Source organism: Pseudomonas sp. S60 (assembly GCF_016647865.1).
Lineage (GTDB): Bacteria > Pseudomonadota > Gammaproteobacteria > Pseudomonadales > Pseudomonadaceae > Aquipseudomonas > Aquipseudomonas parafulva.
In genome coordinates this window covers 75,008-97,842 of record NZ_JACVVH010000019.1, presented here as the reverse complement: position 1 = coordinate 97,842, position 22,835 = coordinate 75,008, and the positions used below count along the sequence as shown (strand labels likewise).

The following is a 22,835-nucleotide window of genomic DNA, read 5'->3' as shown; positions in this document are numbered from 1 at the left end:
CAAAGCACATAGTAAACAGCCCTGATGAGTGACTGTCCACGCTACCTTACCGCACCTCGGCAGGGCTGTCAGCGCTGTATCCCATGCCTGGTGTAGGTCGCTGCCTCGGGCCCTGGGTGGCCGCCTGGCTCTCAACTGGATGTGATCTGGGGCGATAGGGCGTAGAGTAGGCGAGTGGCCCCTTTCAGCACCTTAAGTGACCTTGAACCCGTGCCCAATTGCCACTTCAATTTTAATGAAGCGCTGAGCGCGCTCGGTCTTCGACAGCTAAATCTTCACTAAAGCTCTCGTCGAGTTCTTCGTCGAGAGCAACAAATTCCTCAGTCGGCATTCCTTCCAGCAGGGCGTCTCTCAGTTCTTTGCGCTTGCGAAGGTAGACCTCCCTAATTTGGTGGTGCCTTACTGACTTTATGGTTTCGTCATACCTTGCTAGGTCGCGGAATGCCCAATTAATGTAGTGCTCAACGGAGCTTGCGTCTATTTGCCCGGTTTCTTGTTTTATCTCTTCGATGAAAGTGTTTATGTCGATCAGGCTTTTGCGGAATTCGTCGTTGTTGCGGATTTGATTTTCATTAAGAAGCTTTAATATTCTTTTGGTAATGAAAGCATGGCGATACATGTGTGGGCAGACTTGATGAGTTATTCCTGCAAGTTCCCTGAATCGCCCCTGGTTTCCTAGACACTCTCCAAGCTCAGGAAATAGCGTTTCTCATACTCTACTGGAGACAGCTGCATAGCACTGCTGTGTCGGCGTTTAGGGTTATAGAACATTTCGATGTAATCGAAAGTATCACTTCGGGCTTCTTCACGGGTTGTGTAGATCTTTCGTCGGATTCGCTCCCGCTTCAAAAGCTGGAAAAAGCTCTCGGCTACGGCATTGTCGTGGCAGTTTCCCCGCCGGCTCATGCTGCTGATTACATTGTTAGCCTTCAAGAAGCTTTGCCAATCTGAGCTACTGAACTGACTACCTTGATCTGAGTGAATCATCACTTGCTGCTGTGGCTTGCGTCGCCACACAGCCATCAACATTGCGTCGATAGCCAGGTCGCTGCACATCCTTGGCTTCATTGACCAACCAATTACTTGGCGTGAGAACAGATCGAGCACTACCGCCAGGTAGAGCCATCCTTCATAGGTGCGGATGTAAGTGATATCTGTCACCCAGACCTTGTTCGGCTCACTGACCTTGAACTGCCGCGCGAGGTGGTTGGGCGAGGCCACTGTTGGTTTTCCACCGTAAAACCCTGGACGCCGCCGATAGCCCGTTTGCGAACGCAGCCCCTCCGCCTGCATCAAGCGCCCGACTCGATTTCGTCCGCATGCCTCTCCCAGCTCACGTAGGTCATCGTGAATTTTGCGTTAGCCGTATACACCTCCACTTTCTAGCCAGGCGTGTTTGATCAAGCCAAGCAGACGTTGATCTTCTTTTGCTCGGGCAGATTGAGGCTCGGCCAGCCAGGCGTAGTAGCCGCTGGGGTGCACCTTGAGGGTTTGGCAACGGCGCCGCACCGGGTAATCGGTCGAGTGCTTCTTGATGAAGGCGTACTTCAGCCGCACTCCTTGGCAAAGTACGCGGCGGCTTTTTTTAAGATGTCTCGCTCTTCCGTCACGCGCTTGAGTTCAGCGCGCAGCTTGCGCAGTTCGGCCTGCTGATCGTCGTCTTGCTGGCGCTGCTCTTGGGGCTTGCTGTAGACCTTGATCCAGGCGTAAAGGCTGTGCACGGACATGCCCAGGCGCTGGGCGACATCGGCGACGGGTTTGCCTTTCTCGGTCACTTGCTTGACCGCTTCGATCTTGAATTCTTCGGGGTAACGCTGACGACTCATGGCACCTCCTATTTGGGCCTCATTATGAGGCTTGGAGGTGTCTAGGAAACCAGGGGCGATTCAGTTATTTTTGACTTCTCGGCCTTCATCGTTCTCGATAACCTTGGTGCGCGATCCGCATTTTGATATGACAGAGACTCTACTAAGCTCGGCACTAAAGGGCTTGGCCCAAACTCCTGTGTCCAAAAAGCTTTCGGTAATCGAGTTAATAAATTTTGAATAGACTTTCGATTTTGACTCGTTTTCGATGCCGTCGTTGGTAGTTCGTACCCAACTTGTGGTGAGGTAGTTGTTAAAAAGCTTGTTAATGCCCATGGGGCAGCCAAAGATCTCTGGCGGATACTTGAGGGGGAGCGCCTGTCTCGGCTGTTGGGCGATGCGCCGGTGGTCAGCAGCCAGGGGCGCATGTACCCCGTGGACATCCGCTAGGGGCGGCCGTTTCAGCCGGGTGAGTTCATCGAGCCTCGGGTCGTCGACAGTGTGCTCAATGCCCTGGCCGACCAGGCCGGCAGCCTGCTGGTCTTTCTGCCGGGGCAGGCGGAGATCCGCCGCGTCCATCAGCGCCTGGAGGAGGCCTTGGCGGATCGCCCCGAGGTTTTGCTGTGCCCGTTGCACGGTGAACTGGACCTCAGTGCCCAGCGGGCAGCGATCAACCCAGCCCCGGACGGGCGACGCAAAGTGGTGCTGGCAACCAATATCGCCGAAACCAGCCTGACCATCGAAGGCGTACGTGTGGTCATTGATGCCGGGCTGTCGCGGGTGCCGCGCTTCGACCCTGGCAGCGGCATGACCCGCCTGGATACCCAGCGCATTTCCCGCGCCAGTGCCACCCAGCGTGCGGGCCGCGCGGGCCGCCTGGAGCCGGGAGTGTGCTACCGCCTGTGGTCCGAGGCCCAGCACGACCAACTGGCCGCCCATGGCAGTGCGGAGAGTCTGCAGGCCGACCTGGCTGGCCTGGCCTTGCAACTGGCCCGTTGGGGGGTGACACCTGGCCAACTGTGCTGGCTCGACCAGCCGCCCACCGCCGCGTTCGCCCAGGCTCAGGACCTGCTGCAACGGCTAGGGGCGTTCAAACCGGGCAGCCAGGGCCACCTGGGTGAGCACGGCCAGGCGATGGCCGAGTTGCCCGCACACCCACGCATCGCTCACCTGCTGCTGCGCGGGCAAGCCCTGGGGTTGTCGCGCATGGCCTGTGACGTGGCCGCGCTGCTGGGGGAGCGGGATATCCAGCGCGGCGGCGGTGCAGACCTGCACAGCCGGCTGGCGCTGGTCGGCGGTGAGCACAACGCCGGCCGTAGTGGCCAGGGCGGCGTTCAACGTGCCCGGCAGCTGTCGCGCCAGTACCGCAACCTCTTGCAAGGTAATCCCCGTCACGCTGTGGCTGACCCCGATCATCCGCGCTGGTTGGGCGCGCTGCTGGCATGCGCCTACCCCGACCGCATTGCCCAACAGCGCCGCGAAGGCAGTGCGGAGTACCGGCTGGCCAGTGGCCGTGCCGCCTTGTTTGCCGAAAGTGACGCGCTGATGAAATGCCCGTGGCTGGTGGTCGCGGACTTGGGCAGCCGCCAAGGCCAGCGGGAGGAACGGATCTACCTGGCTGCCGAGTTCGACCCTGCCCTGCTGGACGATGTGCTGGCCGACCAGGTGCAGCGGGTGGACGTTCTCGATTGGGATGAGCGGGAGCAGGTGTTGCGTGCCGAGCGGCAGGTAAAAGTTGGGGAGCTGATACTCAGCCGCGAACCGCTGCCTGGCCTGGACGACGACGCACGCACTCGGGCATTGCTTGGGCTGGTGCGGCGCAAGGGCTTGAACCTGTTGCCCTGGACCCCTGACCTGCGCCAGTGGCAAGCCCGGGTGGCGTTGTTGCGCCAGCTGGACATGGCCCAGGGCGCGAGCAGCGAATGGCCGGACCTCACCGACCAGGCCTTGCTCGACTGCCTTGAAGACTGGTTACAGCCCTACCTGGGTAAAGTCTCGCGCTTGAGCCATTTTGCTGCCCTGGACTTGCCAGCGCTGCTGCGCAACCTGTTGCCATGGCCGCTGCCGCAACGGCTGGAAGAGCAGGCCCCGGCCCATATGCGTGTACCGTCAGGTTCCAGTATTCGCCTGGACTACAGCGAAAACCCGCCGATTCTGGCCGTACGGCTGCAGGAGCTGTTTGGCCTGGCGGATACCCCACGCATTGCCAATGGCCGCCAGCAGGTGAAGCTGCACCTGCTTTCGCCTGCGCGGCGGCCCGTGCAGGTGACGCAGGACCTGGCCAACTTCTGGCGGACAACCTATGCCGAGGTGAAAAAGGACCTGAAGGGGCGGTACCCCAAGCATTATTGGCCGGACGACCCTTTGGTGGCCGAGGCCACTGCGCGGGCCAAGCCGCGAGGAACGTGAACCGGGAGGGGCCCCCGGGGCGCGCCCCCCCCGCCTCGCCCCGCCCCGGGGGGGCGCCCCCCCCCCCCCCCCCGACCCCTCAACCCTCCTGCCTGAGCAAGAAGTTGTACACATCCCCTTCCTCCACATTCAGCAACGCCACCCAGTCACCGCTGTGATGCGGGTTGTCCTTGATAGCCCCTACGCGATACCCGCGGTGGTCGCGCAAGTGGCAGACAAGCCCTTCGTCAGTCTGGCGCAGCGGTTCGATCTTCCAGGGATCCGTTACTTCGGCATGCCAGTAGAAGCCCAGGTATCCATTACGGCTCACCCCCAGCGTCTTGGTTTGTGGGCGCCCTGGAACAGTGATGTGATAGTGCAGGCGGTCATCGGTAGCTGAAAGGTAATGGAAGTCCATCAGTGGTGAGTCCTGCCGCCCACCGGCTTGCAGCCAGTCATCCTCAGGGGTCACGCCCCAGCTGAACTTGTCTGAACTGCGGCTGAGGCGCAGTGGCACAGTGCTGTTGGCTACACGCATGTACAGCCGGGCGCGAAACGAACGGGCGAAATGTGCCTGAATGGCGCTATCCATAGGGGGTTCCTCGAAAGCCTGTTGGGGATAGGCACGCTAATGCAGCATGCCAAACCCCAGCAGGCCGAAGGCTTTCCCTCGTTGCCTCACGCTGCCTGCTGGCCCTCCAGCAGCATGAACAGCCGGTACAGCACCACGGTGCTGTACAACTGCAGGAAGCCGCTGAGGCTGTCCATGACCAGCTCTGTGCCAGGGGAGGGGTCGGGCAGGGCTAGCAGCATCAGCCCATCAATCAGCCAGATCGGTGCCAGTGCACCGACCATGCACACCAGAATGCGCATGAAATGGCCCGTGGTCATGCGGGCGCTCTCGCGCATGGCCTGCACTGTCGGCAGGCCGCGCAGTACCAGCAGGTATTCGACGAACACCAGGTTCACCATGATCCACACACCCGGAATGACGAACAGGGCCAGGCCCGCCATGATCAACAGCGAGCTGATCAGAATCAGCAGCGCCAGCGGCGGCCACAGTTGCACGGCGCGGGCGAGCAGGTCGCGGTTGGCCACCACTTGGCCGTTGCTGCGGGTGTCGAGAAACAGGATCAGTGCGGCGCTGTACAGCGGGTAGCACAGCAAGCTGATCAGCATGCCGTAGGCCGGTGAAGCCTGGTCGCCCAGCTGGCGATACAGCAGTTGGGTGATCAGGGCTTCCAGCACCACCAGTGGCAAACACAGCGGCAGGATGGCGCCGAGGTGGCGGTAAAAGAAACTCAGGGAGTCGCGCAGGACGCTCAGCGGATTCATCGGTCAACATCGCATGGCAATTGAAACAGGGCGGTAACTTTAGCCCAAAGCACGCCTGGAGCTGTCACTTGCTGAAAAAAGTTTCACGGCGCAGGTGATTGAATCAGGCGCCGTCACGCCCCATCTTTGATGCTGTCCGTTGCCCTGCTACCCACGAGGTCGCCCATGAATACCGAAGAACAAACCCTGATCGATGGCCTGTTTGGCCGCATCAAGCAAGCCGAGGACCCGAACCAGCCTCGCGATGCCCAGGCCATGGCCTGCATCGAAGCGCACCTGCGTCAGCAGCCGGCGGCGCCGTACTACATGGCCCAGGCGATTCTGGTACAAGAGGCTGCCATCAAGCAGCTGGACGAGCAGAACAAGCAGCTGCAGGCCGAGCTCAAGCAAGCGCGCGCCCAGGCCGAGGCTGCGCAGGCAGGCAATGCCGCGCCCAGCTCGGGTGGCGGCGGTTTTCTGTCGAGCATCTTTGGCACGGGCGGGCGCAGTGCAGCCCCGGCTGCGCAGCCGCAACGGCCTGCTGCGGCCCCCGTAGCGCCGTCCGCTGGGGGCTGGCGCGAGCCGTCGGCCCCAGGCTTTTCTCAGCCGCAGGCCCAGCAACCTGGTGTTGGCGCGGCCCCTGCCCCTGCCCGCAGTGGTGCCAGCAGCTTCCTGGGCGGCGCCATGCAGACCGCCGCGGGTGTAGCGGGGGGCGTGTTGCTGGCGCAAGGCATCAGCAGCCTGTTCAACCACAACTCGCAGCCTGAAGAGGTGGTCGAGGTGATCAAGGAAGAGCCGTCACCGGCCAGCGACAATGGTGGCTGGAACGACCAGGGTGGTCAGCAGCAGGTGGCCGACAACGGCGGCTGGGGCAGTGACCAGGGCGGTTACTCCGATGCCGACTACGGCGGCGACGAGGGCGGGTTCTTCGACGACGACGACTCCTACGTCTGACAGGTCTGGCATACTGCTGGCTTTAGGGGGGCGCATGGCGCCCTCCTGTCATTGAGCCAGACCAGAGGTGCCGAGGTGAAGAAGATCGCGCTGTTCGCCGATGTGCAGAACCTCTACTACACCGTGCGCCAGGCCCACGGTTGCCATTTCAACTACACCGCCTTGTGGAACCAGGTCAGCCGTGAAGGCCAGATCGTCGAGGCGTTCGCCTACGCCATCGACCGTGGCGACAGCAAGCAGCAACAGTTCCAGCAGATCTTGCGCAACCTCGGTTTCGAGGTACGTCTGAAGCCCTACATTCAGCGCAGCGACGGCTCGGCCAAGGGTGACTGGGATGTGGGGATCACCCTGGATGTGATCGATGCGGCCAGCCGTGTGGACCAAGTGGTGCTGGCGTCGGGCGATGGGGATTTCGACCTGCTGCTGGAGCGTGTCATCCAGCGCCACGGCGCCGACGCTGTGGTGTATGGTGTGCCCGGGCTGACAGCCTTGTCACTGATCCGCGCCGCCACCCGCTATGTGCCCATCGAGGGCGCGCTGTTGCTCAAACACTAGGTTTTCCATGGAACGTATTGCTGTCATCGACTTTGAAACCACCGGGATATCCCCGGGTACTGGCTGCCGCGCGACCGAAGTGGCGGTGGTAATGCTGGAGCGCGGCCGTATCGTGGCGCGTTATCAAAGCCTGATGAACGCCGGCGTGCCGGTGCCGGCCTTCGTCGCCGGCCTCACGGGCATCACCACGGCCATGGTGCGCCAGGCGCCGCCGGTGGACCTGGTGATGAACGAAGTCGCCGAATTTGTCGGGGCTACGCCGTTGCTGGCCCACAATGCGTCCTTCGACCAGAAATTCTGGGACTACGAGCTGGGCCGCATTGGCCGTAGCCGCAGCCAGTCGTTCGCCTGCTCCCTGTTACTGTCGCGGCGCTTGTTGCCAGCGGCGCCCAACCACAAACTGGGCACCCTGACCCGCTGGGCCGGGCTGCCACAAACCGGCACTGCTCACCGGGCGATGGCCGATGCCGAAATGGCCGCCAACCTGCTGCAACACCTGGCGGGTGTGCTGCGCCAGAGCCATGGTGTGCAACAGCTGTCCCACGACCTGCTGTGCCGCCTGCAGAAAACGCCCGCTGCCAAGGTTCGCGAGGCGTTGGCCAGGTACTGCTGAAAACAGCCAAGTGTGCTGCTGATTTCACCCCGCTCTGTAACGTAGCGCGCCCAGCGGGCGCCGTTACACTGCACCACCCGTAAACGGATTTCGAGTGTGCCCATGCCTGCCCCCCGTCGCTTTCCTCTGGTGCTGATCGGCGCCTTCCTGGCCTTGTACCTGGTGTGGGGATCCACTTACCTGTTCATCCGCATTGGTGTGGAAAGCTGGCCGCCGATGCTCATGGCGGGTGTGCGCTTTGTGATCGCCGGTAGCCTGTTGTATGGCTTCATGCGCTGGCGCGGAGCCCCCGCGCCAACGTGGGTACAGTGGCGGGCAGCGGGCGCCGTCGGCTTTCTGCTGCTCAGCTGTGGCAACGGTGCGGTGACTGTGGCCGAGCATGCCGGGGTGGCGTCCGGGGTGGCCGCGCTGGCGGTGGCAACCGTACCGCTGTTCACCTTGCTGTTCGGCCTGATGTTCGGCTATCGCAACTCCAGGCTGGAATGGGCAGGCATCGCGCTGGGGCTGCTGGGTATCGCACTGTTGAACCTGGGGTCCAACCTGCAGGCCAGCCCGATGGGCGCGGCTTTGCTGATTTTTGCGGCAGCGTCCTGGGCGTTTGGCTCGGTGTGGAGCAAGCGCCTGCCGATGCCCCAGGGGCCTATGGCCAGTGCTGCGCAGATGTTGGTTGGCGGCGCTGTGCTGCTGGTGGTCAGCCTGCTGTCGGGCGAGCGCATGACGCACATGCCTACCGCTGCTGGCTGGGGGGCGCTGGCGTATCTGGTGTTCTTCGGCTCCATTCTGGCGTTCAGCGCCTACCTGTACCTGCTCAAGCATGTACGCCCGGCGGCCGCCACCAGCTATGCCTACGTCAACCCGGCGGTCGCCGTGCTGTTGGGCATCGCCTTTGCCGGGGAGCACATCGGCGCCGAGGAGTGCGTGGCGATGGCCGTGATCATCGGAGCGGTGGTGCTGATCGGCCTGCCGCAGTGGCGCAAGGCGCCTCCGGCTACCGGTGAAACCTGCAAGTAGGCCGGGGTGATGCGGTAGACTTGCCGCCTTCGCTGAACCCCTGATGGTATTGCCATGAATTTCGCCAAACTCGGCCTGATCGAACCGCTGCTGCGCACCCTGCAGCAACTGGACTACACCACCCCCACCCCGGTGCAGGCCAAGGCCATCCCCGCCGTGCTGGCCGGTCGCGACCTGATGGCCGCGGCCCAGACCGGCACCGGCAAGACCGCAGGCTTTGCCCTGCCTCTGCTGCAGCGCCTGGCGCTGGAAGGCGAGAAGGTCGCGCCCAACTCGATTCGTGCCCTGGTACTGGTGCCCACCCGCGAACTGGCTGAGCAGGTGCACAACAACGTGCGCGAATATGCCGAAAACCTGCCCCTGAGTACCTATGCCGTGTACGGCGGGGTCAGTATCAACCCGCAGATGATGCGCCTGCGCCGTGGTGTCGACGTGCTGGTGGCCACCCCTGGCCGGCTGCTCGACCTGTTCCGCCAGAACGCAGTGAAGTTCAACCAGGTACAGACGCTGGTGCTGGACGAAGCGGACCGCATGCTTGACCTGGGGTTTGCCGAAGAACTGCAATCGGTCTACGCCGCACTGCCGCGCAAGCGCCAGACCCTGCTGTTTTCGGCCACGTTCTCGGACCAGATCCGCATGCTGGCGGGCCTCGCCCTTAATGACCCGCTGAGCATCGAGGTAAGCCCGCGCAACGCTACAGCTTCCAGCGTCAAGCAGTGGGTGGTGCCGGTGGACAAGAAGCGCAAGCCGGACCTGTTCTGCCACCTGCTGCGTAAGCAGCGCTGGAAGCAGGTGCTGGTCTTCGCCAAGACCCGTAACGGCGTCGATCAGCTGGTTGAGCGGCTGCTGGCCGAGGGCGTGAATGCCGATGGTATCCACGGTGACCGGCCACAGGCGACGCGCCAGCGTGCGCTGGACAGTTTCAAGGCACGTGAGGTGCAGGTGCTGGTGGCCACTGATGTAGCCGCCCGTGGCCTGGACATCGATGACCTGCCGCTGGTGGTCAACCTGGACTTGCCCATCGTTGCGGAGGATTACGTCCACCGCATTGGCCGTACCGGACGCGCCGGCAACACCGGTGAGGCGATTTCGCTGGTGTGTGCAGACGAGGTGCAACTGCTGGGCGCCATTGAAGTGCTGACCCGGCAAAGCCTGCCGCGTCACGAGGAGCCGGATTTTATCCCCGAGCACCGGGTACCGTTGACCGATGCCAGTGGCCAGGTGATCAAGAAGCCGAAAAAACCCAAAAAGCCCAAGGAAACCAGCGCCAAGCGCGGTTTGGGCCGCTGGATGGACAGTGCCGAGGCGGGCAGTGCGCAACCGGCAGTGAAGGCCGTGCGCAAGGTGCCCAGCTTCAACGGCGGCCCCCGCAAGCGCAAACCCTGACCCTGTAGGCGCGAGCGTAGCTCGCGATGCGCCGCTGCGCGGCGCCCATTACCCTCGCAGGGCGGCCAACCAGTGCGCGGCTGCGCGCCCTGCGCGCAGCCCGCTGGCAAAGCACGCGGTCAGCAGGTAGCCGCCGGTCGGTGCCTCCCAGTCGAGCATCTCGCCGGCACAGAACACCCCCGGCATGCCCTTGACCATCAACCCATCGTCCAGCCCTTCGAACCGCACGCCGCCCGCGCTGCTGATGGCTTCATCCAGGGGGCGGGTGCGCACCAGGGTGATTGGCAAGGCCTTGATCGCCCGGGCCAATGCATCGGGGTTGGCAAACGTAGCCTGATCGGTCAGCTCGCGCAGCAAGGCTGCCTTGACCCCATCGATACCCAGCTGACCTTGCAGATGCCTGGCCATGGAGCGCGAGCCGCGGGGCCTGGCCAGGGCCTGGGCAATTTTGTCCACAGGCTTGTCCGGCAGCAGGTCCAGCAACAACTGCCCCTGGCCGGTACGGTTGATGGCTTCGCGTACGGCTGCCGACCAGGCATACACCAGGCTGCCTTCCACGCCTTGGGCCGTGAGAATGAACTCGCCCTTGCGTGGGGGGCTGCCCGGCACGCTCAGGGCAATGTTCTTCAGCGGTGCACCGGCAAACTTCTGCTGCAGCAGTGCGCTCCAGCCCTCAACCTCGAAGCCGCAGTTGCTTGGCTGCAACGGGGCGATATCCACAGCCCGCTGCGCCAGCAATGCCTGCCAACTGCCATCAGAGCCCAGGCGCGCCCAGCTGCCACCGCCCAGCGCCAGCACCACCACAGCCGCTTCGACCCGCCGTTCGCCCTGTGGATAAGCAAGCCGCAGCGCGCCCTCGGGGCTCCAGCCCAGCCAGCGATGTCGGGTGTGGATATCTACCCCGGTGTCGCGCAGGCGCTTGAGCCAGGCACGCAGCAAAGGGGCGGCTTTCATGTCGCTGGGGAAAACCCGGCCTGAGGTGCCCACAAACGTTTCGATGCCCAAGCCGTGTATCCACTGGCGCAGTGCGTCGGCATCGAAGCCACGCAGCAGAGCGTCGATCTCAGGCTGGCGCTCGGCATAACGGCTCACGAACGCCGGGTAAGCCTCGGAATGGGTGATGTTCATGCCCCCCACGCCCGCCAGCAGGAACTTGCGCCCTACCGAGGGCATGGCGTCGAACACCTCCACAGCCAAGCCCGCCTGGGCCAGGGCTTCGGCTGCCATCAGGCCGGCAGGGCCTGCGCCGATGACGACGGCGGGAGGGGATGGGGGGCAGGTACGGTCAGGCATGGTAGGCAACAGGCTGTGGAAAAGTGGCGCATTCTAGCGCAACCACACCCCTGAGCGTACTGCTCAAAAAATGATCATGTCTCTGCAGGCTTTGATTGGCAAGGCCTGCAGCGTCTTTCGCGCAGGTTATCCACAAGCGGTTCCACAGTCATTGTGAACAACTCAAAACCTGCGCGGCACTGCGGTGCAGAATACCGTGGCGCCGGGCCAGGGCCTCCCGGTCCTTGCTGTAGCCACCCCCTATAACGGCTGCCACCGGAATGTCCCTGCCCAGGCAATGCCGCAGTACCGCTTTATCACGTGCAGCAACGCCTGCGTCTGTCAGTTGCAGGTAGCCCAGTGCATCGTCCTTGTGCACATCCACACCGGCGTCATACAGCACCAGGTCGGGTTGATAGAGCGGCAGCAGGTAGTTCAAGGCATCGTCCACCACCTTCAGGTAGGCTTCATCGCCCATGCCCCGAGGCAGGGGGATATCCCAGTCACTGTGGGCCTTGCGTGCCGGGAAGTTCTGCTCGCAGTGCAGCGACACGGTGATGGCTTCCGGGGTGTCCTGCAGGATACGTGCGGTGCCGTCGCCCTGGTGCACATCGCAGTCGAAGATCAGCACCCGATGCACACGGCCTGCTTCCAGCAAGTAGCGGCTGATCACGGCCAGGTCGTTGAAGATGCAGAAGCCCGCCGGGTGGTCGTAATGGGCGTGGTGGGTGCCGCCCGCCAGGTGGCAGGCAACGCCGTGCTGCAAAGCCATTTCTGCGGTGAGCAGCGAGCCGCCGACTGCCCGCACGGTACGCCTGGCCAGCGCCTCGCTCCAGGGCAGGCCAAGGCGCCGCTGGTCTTCGCGGGGCAGTTCACCTTGCATGTAGCGCTGGATGTACTGGCGGTCGTGGGCCAGGGCCAGAATGTCGACCGGGCAGATCTCTGGCCGTAACAGCGCCTGGTCGGTCGTCAGGCCGGTGTCGACCAGGTGATCGTGCAGCAGGCGGAATTTTTCCATCGGGAAGCGATGGTCTGCCGGAAACTCCGGGCTGTAGTCTTCGTGATAGATCAGCGGCAACGGCATGGGGCGCTCACATTCCGGGGGCAGTGGTGATCTTGCCATTATCGAGGGTGCACTTTCTCGGGCAATCGGGCATCTCATACCAGGCGTGTGGCACCCCCTGATCGCTGCCAGCGCTAAACTTGCCTCAAGCATGCCGTGACCGGAGCAACCCGCAATGACCCCCATCCTGCAACTGGAAAGCGCCCGCCTGGTATTGCGCCAATGGCATGACGATGACCTGCGCGAGTTTGCTGCGTTGTGCGCAGACCCGCAGGTGATGCGTTACTTTCCGGCGCCGCTGACCCGGCTGGAGGCCGCCGGGCTGATTGGCCGCCTGCGGGGCCACTTCAATGAATACGGCTTCGGCCTGTGGGCGCTGGAGCGCAAGGACAGCGGGGCATTCATTGGCATGGCCGGCCTGCTCAAGGTCAACTTCGACGCGCCCTTTGCCCCGGCGGTGGAAATAGGCTGGCGGCTTGCCCGCCGCCACTGGGGCCTGGGGTTTGCCAGTGAGGCGGCCTGGACGTGCCTGCGTTGCGCCTTCGCCCAGTTGCGGTTGAACGAGGTGGTGTCGTTCACCAGCCAGCTGAACCTGCCCTCGCAAAAGGTCATGCAGGCCATCGGCATGCAGCAGGACGAGGCAGGCAGTTTCGAGCACCCTCGCATTGCTGCCGGCCACCCCTTGCGGCCGCACGTGCTTTACCGTATCGACCGCGCCCGCTGGGAGCAGACCCTGCGCACCGACTGAACCGCCAGGGGTGGCAGTGCTGTCAAACCCTGTATTATTTCCCGCATTGGAAGGGGCTGGCCGTTGCCGGTACAGCGCCGTTGAATCATGTGTCGCCTGCTGGCGCACCGCGAGCCAGGCTCGCCAAGAAGGAGAACCCCACCGATGAGCCATGTGTTGGACGACCTGGTCGACCTGTTGAGCCTCGAACCCATCGAAGAAAACCTGTTCCGCGGGCGCAGCCAGGACCTGGGCTTCCGCCAGCTCTACGGTGGCCAGGTGCTGGGGCAGTCGCTGTCGGCCGCCAGCCAGACTGTGGAAGACGCCCGCCACGTGCATTCGTTGCATGGCTACTTCCTGCGCCCGGGCGACGCCAGCTTGCCAGTGGTGTATTCAGTGGACCGCGTGCGCGATGGCGGCAGTTTCAGCACCCGGCGCGTGACGGCGATCCAGAAGGGCCAGACTATTTTCACCTGCAGCGCCTCGTTCCAGTATGACGAGGAGAGCTTCACCCACCAGGCACCAATGCCCGATGTGGTCGGCCCGGAAAACCTGCCTACCGAGGTGGAGCTGGCCAGTGCCATGGCCGAGCAGCTGCCTGAGCGCATCCGTGACAAGGTGCTGTGCGCCAAGCCCATCGAGATCCGCCCGGTGACCGAGCGTGACCCGTTCAACCCCAAGCCCGGCGACCCGGTGAAGTACGCCTGGTTCCGCGCCGACGGCAAACTGCCAGACATCCCCGCCCTGCACAAATACCTGCTGGCCTACGCCTCGGACTTCGGCCTGCTGACCACTTCGCTGCTGCCCCATGGCAAGTCGGTGTGGCAGCGTGACATGCAAATCGCCAGCCTGGACCATTCGCTGTGGTTCCACGGCAACCTGCGTGCGGACGAGTGGCTGCTGTATGCCACTGACAGCCCGTGGGCGGGCAACGCCCGTGGCTTCTGCCGCGGCAGCATCTTCAACCAGGCCGGGCAACTGGTGGCTTCTTCCAGCCAGGAAGGGTTAATCCGCCACCGCAAGGACTGGGCATGAACCTGGGCGGGGTTCGCCACTGGGTGTTCGACATGGACGGCACCCTGACGGTGGCGGTGCATGACTTTGCAGCCATCCGCGTGGCGCTCGATATCCCGCCTGCAGCCGACATTCTCACCCACTTGGCCGCCCTGCCCGAAGACGAAGCAGCCGCCAAGCATGCCTGGCTGCTGGCGCACGAACGTGAGCTGGCCCATGCCTCGACGGCTGCCGATGGCGCAGTGGACCTGGTGCGTGAGCTTGCGGGCCGCGGCTGCCGCCTGGGTATTCTTACCCGTAATGCCCGTGAGCTGGCGCACGTGACCCTCGAGGCCATCGGCCTGGCAGACTATTTTGCGGTATCACAGATTCTTGGGCGTGACGAAGCCGCGCCCAAGCCGAGCCCCGACGGGTTGCTGAAAATTGCCAGCGCCTGGGGCGTTGCCCCCAGCGAACTGGTGATGGTAGGCGATCACCGCTTCGACCTGGCGTGTGGGCGAGCAGCCGGCGCCGGGACGGTGCTGGTGAACCTGCCGGAAAACCCCTGGCCCGGGCTTGCCGACCGCCACGCTGCCGATTGCCACGCCTTGAGGGCGATGCTGGGTTGACCAGCCCGTCTATGCTCACCCGCACCCTTTCCCCTGAATGGAGCAACCATCCATGATCAGCAAGGCCATCTACGTTCAGCCGGGCGGCGGCTACGACAAGGTCGAAGTCGGCACCAGCGAGGCAGCGGCACCAGGCGCAGACGAGATTACCGTGCGCCTGCACGCCAGCTCGCTCAACTACCATGATTTTGCCGTGGTCAGCGGCATGTGGGGCCCCAGTGAGCGGCGCATCCCCATGGCCGATGGTGCCGGTGAAGTGGTGGCAGTGGGCAGTGGGGTGACCGAGTTTCAGGCAGGCGACAGCGTGGTCAGCACCTTCTTCCCTGACTGGCTGGATGGCCAGGCCAACGTCGAAGGCTTTGCCAGGGTGCCTGGCGATGGCCTGGACGGCTATGCCCGCGGGCAGGTAACGGCGCCTGCCACGGCGTTCACCCGGGCCCCGAAGGGCTTTAGCCATGCCGAGGCCGCCACTCTCACCACCGCAGGCCTGACGGCGTGGCGGGCGTTGATGAGCGACGACCGCCTCAAGCCAGGCGACACGGTACTGGTGCAAGGCACGGGCGGCGTGTCTGTCTTCGCCCTGCAGTTCGCCAAACTGGCTGGTGCCACGGTTATCGCCACCTCGTCCAGCGATGCCAAGCTCGAGCGCCTGAAGGCGCTGGGCGCCGACCATCTCATTAATTACACCTCGACCCCGGCCTGGGGCGATAAGGTGCGGGCATTGACCGACAACCGCGGTGTTGACCATGTAATAGAGGTGGGCGGGCCGGCCACCTTGGAACAGTCCATGATTGCCGCGCGCATCGGCGGGCACGTATCGCTGATCGGCATTCTGACCGGCGTGGCCGGGCAACTGCCGCTGGTGCAGGCACTGGTGAGGCAGATTCGCCTGCAGGGGGTGCTGGTAGGCAGCCGCGCGCAGCAACAGGCGATGGTGCGGGCGATCGATGCCAATGGCTTGCGCCCAGTGGTGGACAAGCATTTTGAGCTGGAGCAGATCGTCGAGGCGTTCCGCTATCAGGAGAGCAACCGCCATTTCGGCAAGATCTGCCTGACGTGGTAGCAGGCGATTGGGGTAATGGAATGTAATGGCGCGGCTGCGCGCCAATACATTCGCGCACATCGGCAGCGCAGGTGGCTGGCTAGAATGGCCGGCTCCGTTGCGACTGATTCTCTTCCAGAGGATGCCCCGATGTGCCTGTTCCTCCGTTTTTGGCAGCGTGTGCTGCCTGCCTTGCTGCTGTTGGCAGCCTGCCTCGGCTTCACTCAACCGGCCAGTGCCCTGCAAGTCACCGACGTGCTTGGGCGCAGTGTAAAGCTGGACCACACACCGCAACGCATCGTGTTGGGCGAGGGGCGGTTGTTTTTCGCCCTGGCGCTGCTGGACCGTGACGACCCGTTCCAGCGGGTGGTCGGTTGGCAGAACGACATGCGCCTGCTGGACCCGCATACCTACCAGGTGTATGCGCAGAAATACCCGCAAATCGCCAAGCTGCCGCTGATTGGCCAGGCCTCCGAGCAAAGCGTCAGCGCCGAGCAGATATTGGGCCTGAAGCCGGACCTGGCGATCTTCAGCATCGCCGGTGAAGGGCCCACCCAGCACAGCCCCGTGGCTGACCTGCTGGAGCAGGCTGGCGTGCCGGTGCTGTTCATCGATTTCCGCGTGCACCCTATCAAGAACACGCGGGTCAGCATGGAGGCGCTCGGCACTGTGCTGGGCCGCGAGCAGGAAGCTGCCGAGTACCTGAGCCTGTACGATCGCCACCTGAAGCGGGTGACCGATGCGGTGGCCGGGCTCAAGGAGAGTGAACGGCCCAAGGTGTTTCTGGAACTGCTGGCAGGGGTATGGCAGGCGCCTGGCCACACCACCGGCAAAAGCGGCCTGGGCAGCGTGGTCCAGGCCGTGGGCGGGCATAACATTGGCGCTGACGTGGTACCCGGTGCGCTGGGTGATGTGAGCGTGGAGTACGTGCTGCAGGCCGACCCGGATGTGTACATCGCCACCGGTAACCGCGCGCCCGGCGTGCTGCTGGGCGCTGGCGTATCTACCGAGACCGCGCGCCAGAGCCTGGCCAAGATCACCGCTCGCCCCGAATTCGCGCCGCTGCGGCCGATCAAGGCGGGCCAGGCCCATGGCCTGTGGCATGACTTCTATAATTCGCCGTTCAATATTCTGGCTATCGAAGCCATGGCACGCTGGGTGCACCCCGAGCGCTTCAAGGACCTCGACCCGCAGGCGACCATGGCTGAAATCAACCGCATGCTCAAGGTAGGCCTGGACGGCCAGTACTGGGTCGACGCCAAGTGACCGCGCAGGCTCTGCCCGGCGCCCAGCAGGCTGCCTGGCACTACCGCCGGGTGCTGTGGCGGCGCACCTGGCTGGTGGGCGCCCTGGCATTGCTGCTGTTGGTTTCGGTGCTGTGCGACCTGGCCAGCGGTGCGTCGGGCATGAGCCTGGGGCGCCTGGTGCAGGGGGTGTTCGACCCGGCCACCCTCAGTGCCACCGAGCGGGTGATCATCTGGAACGTGCGGCTGCCGTACGCGCTGATGGCGGTGCTGGTGGGGGCAGCGTTGTCGCTGGCGGGCGCAGAAATGCAGGCGATCCTCGACAACCCGCTGGCCAGCCCCTTTACCTTGGGGGTGTCATCGTCTGCCGCGCTGGGCGCGTCGCTGGCCATCGCCTACCCGCTGGGCATCGCCTGGATGGCGCCGGGGGTACAGGTCACGGTGATGGCGTTCGTGTTCGCCTGCCTGTCAGTGGTGCTGCTGCAGGCCATGTCGCGCTTGCGTGGCGCTGGCGTGGAAAGCCTGGTGCTGTTTGGCATTGCCCTGGTGTTCAGCTGCAACGCATTGGTGTCACTGCTGCAACTGCTGGCTACCGAGGATGTACTGCAGCAACTGGTGTTCTGGACCTTGGGCAGCCTGGCCCGGGCCAACTGGGACAAGCTCGCCATTCTGGCGCTGGTGCTGGCGGTACTGCTGCCGTTCTCGTTGCGCGCCGCGCCGGCCATGACCCTGCTGCGCATGGGCGAGGACCGCGCCCGTAGCTTTGGTGTGGACACCCGCCGCCTGCGTTTCGCCTCCCTGCTGCGCATCAGCCTGCTGTCGGCAACTGCGGTGGCTTTCGTTGGCACCATCGGCTTCGTCGGCCTGGTGGGCCCGCATATCGCCCGTTTGCTGGTGGGCGAGGATCAGCGTTTCCTGTTGCCCGCCAGTGCGCTGGTGGGGGCGCTGATGCTGTCGCTGTCATCCATTGCCAGCAAGGCGATCATGCCCGGCGTAATTGTGCCGGTGGGTATCGTCACTGCTTTGGTCGGGGTGCCGATCTTCGTGGTGCTGGTGTTCCGCCGGGGGAGAAAACTGTGAGCCTGTTGATCGAAGGTGTATCGGTGGCCTACGGGGCACGGCAGATTCTGCACGAGGTGAGCATGCCGGCGTTCCCGGCCGGCAGCCTGGTGGCCCTTGTGGGGCCCAACGGCGCAGGCAAGTCCACCCTGCTGCGTGCGTTGGCGGGGTTGGAGCGCATGCGCGGGGGCCTTAGCCTGGACGGCCAGGACGTCACCCGGCTGGGCTTTGCCGAGCGCTCGCGGCGCCTGGCCTACATGCCCCAGCAACTGCCCCCCGGCATTGCCCTGGGCGTGCTCGAAAGCATCGTTGCCGCCCTGCGCGTGGGCAGTAGCGACAACCTGTTGGGCCATGCTTTCGAAGCCTTGCGCCAGTTGGGTATCGAAGGGCTGGCCGAGCGCTCGCTGGACAGCCTGTCGGGCGGCCAGCGCCAGCTGGTGGCCCTGGCCCAGTTGCTGGCGCGCAACCCTCAGGTACTGCTGCTGGACGAGCCCACCAGTGCACTGGACCTGCATTACCAGTTGCGGGTGATGGACGCCGTGCGTGAGCGCGTGCAGGCGCACCGGTTGCTGGCCGTGGCAGTACTGCATGACATCAACCTGGCGGCGAGCCACGCCGACTGGCTGGTGGTGCTGCGCGAGGGCAGGGTAATCGCCTGCGGCGCCCCGGCTGACGTACTCAAGCCGGACCTGCTGGCAGACGTCTATGGCGTGCAGGCACGCGTGGAACGCTGCTCCCAGGGGCGGTTGCAGGTACTGGTGGACCGGGCGCTGGCCTGAGGCGCCCTGCTGCACATTCAAATGAAAAACAAAAGCTTCGCCTGGCCCGGTGGCGCGATCGGATATGCCAATCGCGACATTTGGCGTTGCTGGAAAAGCGCTGTCGTGATCGAACAGTTCCGAGGCGTTCTCGTGTAATTTCCCACATGCTTGCGGGGCTTAAATGAAGCCCGAACCGCACCGGCACGTTGCATTTGATGCGCTGCACACATCAACAACAGAGCGCTAGCAACCTGCCTTCACCCCGAATCCCAAGGAGCTTTTTTCGCCTACGCCTGCCCGTCCATCCTTGTGTCAGCAAAAAGAGAACAACATCAATGAACACCGTGGGATCTGATGGCAACCTTGCACAAGGTTTCAAGCCACGTCATGTAACGATGCTGTCCATCGCGGGCATTATCGGCGCCGGACTCTTCGTCGGCTCGGGTCACGCCATCGCGGCGGCCGGGCCAGCAACCATAGTTTCCTATTTTGTGGCCGGAACCCTGGTGGTACTGGTCATGCGCATGCTCGGCGAAATGGCCGTAGCGCACCCCGACACCGGTTCTTTCTCCACCTATGCCGAACAGGCCATTGGCCGTTGGGCCGGCTATACCATCGGTTGGCTGTACTGGTGGTTCTGGGTACTGGTGATTCCCATCGAAGCCCTGGCCGCTGGGCACGTGCTCAATGCCTGGTTCCCTCAGGTAGACAGCTGGATCTTTGCCCTGGCCTCGGTCCTGTTGCTGGCCGGCACCAACCTGTTCAGCGTGGCCAAGTACGGCGAGTTCGAATTCTGGTTCGCCATCCTCAAGGTCACGGCCATCCTGGGCTTTATCGGCCTGGGTTTCGCAGCGCTGATGGGCTGGTTGCCCAACCGTGAAGTCAGTGGCCTCAGCGGGCTGATCAATGAGCACGGCGGCTTTGCCCCCAAAGGCTGGGCGGCTGTGGTCGGTGCCTTCATCACCGTGATGTTCAGCTTCATTGGTACCGAGGCGGTGACCATCGCGGCGTCCGAGTCCAGCGACCCTTCGCGCAACATCGCCAAGGCCACCCGCTCGGTGATCTGGCGTATCAGCACCTTCTACATCCTGTCGATCTTCGTGATCATCTCGGTAGTGCCCTGGAATGACCCGCAACTGGCAGTAGTGGGTTCGTACCAGCGTGCGCTGGAAATCATGAATATCCCCAACGCTGCATTCATGGTCGACCTGGTGGTGCTGGTGGCAGTCACCAGTTGCATGAACTCCTCCATCTACATCGCCTCGCGCATGATGTACTCGCTGGCCAAGCGCGGTGATGCACCAGCCATGCTGAAAAATACCTCCAGGGTCGGTGTACCACGGGCTGCGGTGTTCGGCAGCACGCTGATCGGTGCCGCCATTGCGGTGCTCAACTACTTCGCACCCAAGGGCGTGTTCGAGTTTCTGCTGGCCAGTTCCGGCGCCATCGCGCTGCTGGTTTACATGGTGATCGCCATCTCCCAGCTACGGATGCGCCGCCGGCTGGAGCGCGAGAACACCGAGCTGAAATTCCGCATGTGGCTGTTCCCGTGGCTGACCTGGGCAGTGATCATCTTCATCGCTGCAGCGCTGGCGGTGATGATGTACACGCCTGAACACCGGGTTGAAGTGAGTTCGACCTTGGGGTTGGCGATCGTGATTTCCTTCCTGGGTATTGTGACCACACGGGGTCAGGCGCAACCTGTTGGCGCGCGTACCGTGGGGTGAGCGCCTCTACTTGGCGGGATAATCGGGATTGACTGGGGCCGCTTTGCGGCCCTGCTTTTTTATAAGGGCTGAGTTTGTCGGCGGGGCTATTGGTTGGAAGCTATGCAACGTCGCCTGCCATACAGCGTGAGCGTGCAGAGCAACCCATTCAAGTGCAAGATGCGCGCTGCAGGCAGTTGTCCTGCCCGTAGTCCATACCCGTCCAAGGAGGCCCCCATGCAAGACAGCTTTAGCCCTACTGAATCGCCCGCCAGTGCCGAGGAGTTGCCAAAGGGCGTGTTTGCGCCGATGCCAGGCTACACGCACGCCGATTTCCTGGCACTGGCCGACACCCATGCGCTTGCGTTGCTGGAAGCGCAGGAAGTAGACCCAGGGCTGATTCGTGAAACCTTGATCGCGCTGGCTACTCACCTGTATCAAGCACTCGAAGAGGCAGCGATGGAGTACCTGATCTCCACGTGCCACCAGCAGCCCTGTGATGAGTCCCTGCATGCCAGTAACATGCTGAATCTGGCTGAAGAAACCGGTGCTATTGGCGTCAATGCCGCGGCAGATTCACTCAGTGGCTCGCCCATCTTGATGCTGGGCAAAACATTCTATGCAAGTTTTATCGGTCAGGTGGGCGATGCCCTGTGTGAACATGTTCTCGGACTGCGCAGGGACTGAGTCGCCCTCGGTGCTTAGCGTTTGTTATTAGCGCAACTGATAACAGCGCTGCCACCCTCCGCCCGCAAGCTCAGGTCGTGCTTACCGACTTCTTTCGTGTAGTGGCCTAGATCGTCCTGAGCGATATTCCCCAGCTTGGCGACGGTCTGCAGGCTTTCGCCACTGAACTGGCCCGTGTATTCATTGAAGTCACCCTCGCCGTCACCTGCGTCGTGCACCGACAGCCGTGTGATCGGGCGGCCAAAAACCTCGACAGGCTTGGGGACGGTGTATTCGGCGTCCGACAATTCGGAGGCCTGCACCACAGCCTTACCCTTGGCTGCCGTGACCAGCTCGGCGAACTGGCCGGGTGACACAGCGCGTTTGCAGGTCAGCACCTGGCCTATTTGCGCAATGGCTGCGTCCTGATCAAGGTTCTCAGCGAGTACGGTATTGCTTGCCAGGCTAATGAGCAGTGGCAAGAGCATACGTGCGGTTTTCATGTGTCAGTTCCTTCTGACCGTATTCTCATCGAATAGCAGTTATTAAAAAAACATTTTTAATAGGCGTTGGATGAAATGTACACCCCATAACTGGCTTTTGTACTGCCCCCCTGAGCTGAGCGTTAAAGCGTTGCAGGCTTTTTTTTTCAGCTCGCTGCCCTGGGGGCTACCCACGGCTGGCGTAATGCAATTAAATGCGCCGCAAATACAACTATTTCGGCCGGTAAATGTCATTCACAAAACACCGGTCATCACGTGAAGGCGACGGCTTTCGCTACAGGAGCTCAGGTACATGGCAGCACTGCAAGGCAGTACGTTGGACGCGATCAACAGCAACCAGGAGCAGTTGCTTGAGCAATGGATTGCGAGCCTGGAAGCCAACGGTGCTACGCGCAACCTCAAGGAGCAGGCGCTGAAGCAGGAGACCCGCGAGTTCCTGCAACTGCTCAGCGAAGGCCTGCAGAGCGGTAGCGGCAACAACCTGGCTGGTGCGGGTTGGGAGGGTGTACGCCGCTTCCTGGAAAAGCTCTCGTCCACCCGCGCGCAACTGGGCCATGACTCACACCAGACGGTGTATTTCATCTTTGCGCTGAAGGGGCCGCTGTTTGCCCTGTTGCAGGCTCATTACCGGGACGACCCGGCGACCCTGGCCGAGCAGCTGTGGCTGATCTCCGAGCTGCTCGACAGCATGGGCATGCACACCATCCGTACCTATCAGGCTTCCCGTGAAACCGTGATCCGTCGCCAGCAGGAAGAACTGCTTGAGTTGTCTACCCCGGTGGTAAAGCTGTGGGATGGCGTACTGGCGCTGCCCCTGATCGGCACGCTGGATTCACAACGCAGCCAGACGGTGATGGAGTCGCTGCTGCAGCGTATCGTCGACACCGGTTCGGAAATTGCCATCATCGACATCACCGGTGTGCCGACCGTCGACACGCTGGTGGCGCAACACCTGCTCAAGACCGTGACCGCCATCCGCCTGATGGGCGCTGACTGCATCATCAGTGGCATCCGCCCACAAATCGCCCAGACCATCGTGCACCTGGGCCTGGACCTTGGCACCCTGACCACCAAAGCCAACCTGTCCGATGCCCTTAAACTGGCCTTGACCCGCGTGGGCGGCGATCTCGGCCCGCGGGTATAG

At 63.0% G+C, this 22,835-nt stretch carries 21 protein-coding genes and 2 pseudogenes; 16 read left to right on the top strand and 7 right to left on the bottom strand.

Annotated elements, in window-relative coordinates; genetic code table 11:
- Positions 1-232: 232 nt before the first annotated feature.
- A complete protein-coding gene (locus IAE33_RS11945) occupies positions 233-619 on the bottom strand; it encodes a hypothetical protein (protein ID WP_201163653.1) in 387 nt (128 codons plus the stop codon).
- Positions 620-675: 56 nt separating this feature from the next.
- Positions 676-1,826, bottom strand: a pseudogene (locus tag IAE33_RS11940) (IS3 family transposase).
- 342 nt (positions 1,827-2,168) lie between these two features.
- On the opposite strand from IAE33_RS11940, the pseudogene hrpB reads away from it, so the two are divergent.
- Positions 2,169-4,214, top strand: a pseudogene (hrpB, locus tag IAE33_RS11935) (ATP-dependent helicase HrpB); the annotation flags it as partial.
- Between the two features lie 79 nt (positions 4,215-4,293).
- On the opposite strand, the gene IAE33_RS11930 reads toward hrpB, so the two are convergent.
- Both IAE33_RS11930 and IAE33_RS11925 read right to left on the bottom strand, forming a co-directional pair.
- Complete coding sequence (locus IAE33_RS11930; RefSeq protein ID WP_201163652.1) at positions 4,294-4,785, bottom strand: hypothetical protein; 492 nt, start codon at positions 4,783-4,785, stop codon at positions 4,294-4,296.
- 86 nt (positions 4,786-4,871) lie between these two features.
- On the bottom strand, positions 4,872-5,528 hold the full coding sequence (locus tag IAE33_RS11925) for a YciC family protein (RefSeq protein WP_201163651.1): 657 nt from the start codon (positions 5,526-5,528) through the stop codon (positions 4,872-4,874).
- A 165-nt stretch (positions 5,529-5,693) separates the two neighbouring features.
- On the opposite strand from IAE33_RS11925, the gene IAE33_RS11920 reads away from it, so the two are divergent.
- The 5 genes from IAE33_RS11920 to IAE33_RS11900 all read left to right on the top strand — a co-directional run bounded on the left by IAE33_RS11920 (position 5,694) and on the right by IAE33_RS11900 (position 10,026).
- Positions 5,694-6,461: a DUF2076 domain-containing protein gene (locus IAE33_RS11920; RefSeq protein WP_201163650.1), complete on the top strand. Its 768-nt coding sequence runs from the start codon at positions 5,694-5,696 to the stop codon at positions 6,459-6,461.
- Positions 6,462-6,536: 75 nt separating this feature from the next.
- On the top strand, positions 6,537-7,016 hold the full coding sequence (locus tag IAE33_RS11915; protein ID WP_028632720.1) for a LabA-like NYN domain-containing protein: 480 nt from the start codon (positions 6,537-6,539) through the stop codon (positions 7,014-7,016).
- Positions 7,017-7,023: 7 nt separating this feature from the next.
- Positions 7,024-7,629 carry a 3'-5' exonuclease gene (locus IAE33_RS11910; protein ID WP_028632719.1) on the top strand — a complete coding sequence of 202 codons (606 nt, stop codon included), beginning with the start codon at positions 7,024-7,026 and terminating at the stop codon, positions 7,627-7,629.
- A 102-nt stretch (positions 7,630-7,731) separates the two neighbouring features.
- On the top strand, positions 7,732-8,640 hold the full coding sequence (yedA, locus tag IAE33_RS11905; RefSeq protein ID WP_201163649.1) for a drug/metabolite exporter YedA: 909 nt from the start codon (positions 7,732-7,734) through the stop codon (positions 8,638-8,640).
- A 54-nt stretch (positions 8,641-8,694) separates the two neighbouring features.
- Positions 8,695-10,026, top strand: coding sequence for a DEAD/DEAH box helicase (locus IAE33_RS11900; RefSeq protein WP_201163648.1), 1,332 nt, complete (start codon positions 8,695-8,697; stop codon positions 10,024-10,026).
- 48 nt (positions 10,027-10,074) lie between these two features.
- Here IAE33_RS11900 and IAE33_RS11895 read toward each other — a convergent pair whose 3' ends face one another.
- Together IAE33_RS11895 and IAE33_RS11890 are read right to left on the bottom strand one after the other, a co-directional pair.
- Positions 10,075-11,319, bottom strand: a complete 1,245-nt coding sequence (locus IAE33_RS11895) for a TIGR03862 family flavoprotein (RefSeq protein WP_201163647.1) — start codon at positions 11,317-11,319, stop codon at positions 10,075-10,077.
- A gap of 148 nt (positions 11,320-11,467) precedes the next feature.
- Positions 11,468-12,382 carry a histone deacetylase family protein gene (locus IAE33_RS11890; RefSeq protein ID WP_201163646.1) on the bottom strand — a complete coding sequence of 305 codons (915 nt, stop codon included), beginning with the start codon at positions 12,380-12,382 and terminating at the stop codon, positions 11,468-11,470.
- A gap of 154 nt (positions 12,383-12,536) precedes the next feature.
- Between IAE33_RS11890 and IAE33_RS11885 the strand changes: the two genes are divergently transcribed.
- The 9 genes from IAE33_RS11885 to IAE33_RS11845 all read left to right on the top strand — a co-directional run bounded on the left by IAE33_RS11885 (position 12,537) and on the right by IAE33_RS11845 (position 21,209).
- The gene (locus tag IAE33_RS11885; RefSeq protein WP_028632714.1) at positions 12,537-13,109 is read left to right on the top strand and encodes a GNAT family N-acetyltransferase; all 573 of its coding nucleotides are present in this window, start codon (positions 12,537-12,539) and stop codon (positions 13,107-13,109) included.
- 144 nt (positions 13,110-13,253) lie between these two features.
- On the top strand, positions 13,254-14,123 hold the full coding sequence (gene tesB, locus IAE33_RS11880; RefSeq protein ID WP_028632713.1) for an acyl-CoA thioesterase II: 870 nt from the start codon (positions 13,254-13,256) through the stop codon (positions 14,121-14,123).
- Positions 14,120-14,710 (top strand): HAD family hydrolase, encoded by a 591-nt coding sequence (locus IAE33_RS11875; protein WP_028632712.1) that lies wholly within the window; start codon positions 14,120-14,122, stop codon positions 14,708-14,710. Before tesB ends, IAE33_RS11875 begins: the two co-directional genes overlap by 4 nt.
- A 52-nt stretch (positions 14,711-14,762) precedes the next feature.
- Positions 14,763-15,773, top strand: coding sequence for a zinc-dependent alcohol dehydrogenase family protein (locus tag IAE33_RS11870; RefSeq protein WP_201163645.1), 1,011 nt, complete (start codon positions 14,763-14,765; stop codon positions 15,771-15,773).
- Positions 15,774-15,902: 129 nt separating this feature from the next.
- The gene (locus IAE33_RS11865; RefSeq protein WP_201163644.1) at positions 15,903-17,018 is read left to right on the top strand and encodes an ABC transporter substrate-binding protein; all 1,116 of its coding nucleotides are present in this window, start codon (positions 15,903-15,905) and stop codon (positions 17,016-17,018) included.
- Complete coding sequence (locus IAE33_RS11860; protein ID WP_060481663.1) at positions 17,015-18,076, top strand: FecCD family ABC transporter permease; 1,062 nt, start codon at positions 17,015-17,017, stop codon at positions 18,074-18,076. The genes IAE33_RS11865 and IAE33_RS11860 overlap by 4 nt, the downstream gene beginning before the upstream one ends.
- Positions 18,073-18,834: an ABC transporter ATP-binding protein gene (locus tag IAE33_RS11855; protein ID WP_201163643.1), complete on the top strand. Its 762-nt coding sequence runs from the start codon at positions 18,073-18,075 to the stop codon at positions 18,832-18,834. The genes IAE33_RS11860 and IAE33_RS11855 overlap by 4 nt, the downstream gene beginning before the upstream one ends.
- Before the next feature lie 317 nt (positions 18,835-19,151).
- On the top strand, positions 19,152-20,543 hold the full coding sequence (locus IAE33_RS11850) for an amino acid permease (protein ID WP_201163642.1): 1,392 nt from the start codon (positions 19,152-19,154) through the stop codon (positions 20,541-20,543).
- Between the two features lie 216 nt (positions 20,544-20,759).
- Positions 20,760-21,209 (top strand): hypothetical protein, encoded by a 450-nt coding sequence (locus IAE33_RS11845; protein WP_201163641.1) that lies wholly within the window; start codon positions 20,760-20,762, stop codon positions 21,207-21,209.
- Positions 21,210-21,223: 14 nt separating this feature from the next.
- Here IAE33_RS11845 and IAE33_RS11840 read toward each other — a convergent pair whose 3' ends face one another.
- Positions 21,224-21,691, bottom strand: coding sequence for a hypothetical protein (locus tag IAE33_RS11840; RefSeq protein WP_201163640.1), 468 nt, complete (start codon positions 21,689-21,691; stop codon positions 21,224-21,226).
- Between the two features lie 292 nt (positions 21,692-21,983).
- Here IAE33_RS11840 and IAE33_RS11835 point away from each other — a divergent pair, with 292 nt between their 5' ends.
- Entirely contained in the window at positions 21,984-22,835 is an 852-nt protein-coding gene (locus IAE33_RS11835; RefSeq protein WP_201163639.1) for an STAS domain-containing protein, read from the top strand.

What these genes read in the sequence shown, in the direction of transcription:
- IAE33_RS11945 (WP_201163653.1), bottom strand. Translation starts at nt 619, where the DNA reads ATGTATCGCCATGCTTTCATTACCAAAAGAATATTAAAGCTTCTTAAT.
- IAE33_RS11930 (WP_201163652.1), bottom strand. Translation starts at nt 4,785, where the DNA reads ATGGATAGCGCCATTCAGGCACATTTCGCCCGTTCGTTTCGCGCCCGG.
- IAE33_RS11925 (WP_201163651.1), bottom strand. Translation starts at nt 5,528, where the DNA reads ATGAATCCGCTGAGCGTCCTGCGCGACTCCCTGAGTTTCTTTTACCGC.
- IAE33_RS11920 (WP_201163650.1), top strand. Translation starts at nt 5,694, where the DNA reads ATGAATACCGAAGAACAAACCCTGATCGATGGCCTGTTTGGCCGCATC.
- IAE33_RS11910 (WP_028632719.1), top strand. Translation starts at nt 7,024, where the DNA reads ATGGAACGTATTGCTGTCATCGACTTTGAAACCACCGGGATATCCCCG.
- yedA (WP_201163649.1), top strand. Translation starts at nt 7,732, where the DNA reads ATGCCTGCCCCCCGTCGCTTTCCTCTGGTGCTGATCGGCGCCTTCCTG.
- IAE33_RS11900 (WP_201163648.1), top strand. Translation starts at nt 8,695, where the DNA reads ATGAATTTCGCCAAACTCGGCCTGATCGAACCGCTGCTGCGCACCCTG.
- IAE33_RS11895 (WP_201163647.1), bottom strand. Translation starts at nt 11,319, where the DNA reads ATGCCTGACCGTACCTGCCCCCCATCCCCTCCCGCCGTCGTCATCGGC.
- IAE33_RS11890 (WP_201163646.1), bottom strand. Translation starts at nt 12,382, where the DNA reads ATGCCGTTGCCGCTGATCTATCACGAAGACTACAGCCCGGAGTTTCCG.
- IAE33_RS11885 (WP_028632714.1), top strand. Translation starts at nt 12,537, where the DNA reads ATGACCCCCATCCTGCAACTGGAAAGCGCCCGCCTGGTATTGCGCCAA.
- tesB (WP_028632713.1), top strand. Translation starts at nt 13,254, where the DNA reads ATGAGCCATGTGTTGGACGACCTGGTCGACCTGTTGAGCCTCGAACCC.
- IAE33_RS11875 (WP_028632712.1), top strand. Translation starts at nt 14,120, where the DNA reads ATGAACCTGGGCGGGGTTCGCCACTGGGTGTTCGACATGGACGGCACC.
- IAE33_RS11870 (WP_201163645.1), top strand. Translation starts at nt 14,763, where the DNA reads ATGATCAGCAAGGCCATCTACGTTCAGCCGGGCGGCGGCTACGACAAG.
- IAE33_RS11865 (WP_201163644.1), top strand. Translation starts at nt 15,903, where the DNA reads ATGTGCCTGTTCCTCCGTTTTTGGCAGCGTGTGCTGCCTGCCTTGCTG.
- IAE33_RS11850 (WP_201163642.1), top strand. Translation starts at nt 19,152, where the DNA reads ATGAACACCGTGGGATCTGATGGCAACCTTGCACAAGGTTTCAAGCCA.
- IAE33_RS11845 (WP_201163641.1), top strand. Translation starts at nt 20,760, where the DNA reads ATGCAAGACAGCTTTAGCCCTACTGAATCGCCCGCCAGTGCCGAGGAG.
- IAE33_RS11840 (WP_201163640.1), bottom strand. Translation starts at nt 21,691, where the DNA reads ATGAAAACCGCACGTATGCTCTTGCCACTGCTCATTAGCCTGGCAAGC.
- IAE33_RS11835 (WP_201163639.1), top strand. Translation starts at nt 21,984, where the DNA reads ATGGCAGCACTGCAAGGCAGTACGTTGGACGCGATCAACAGCAACCAG.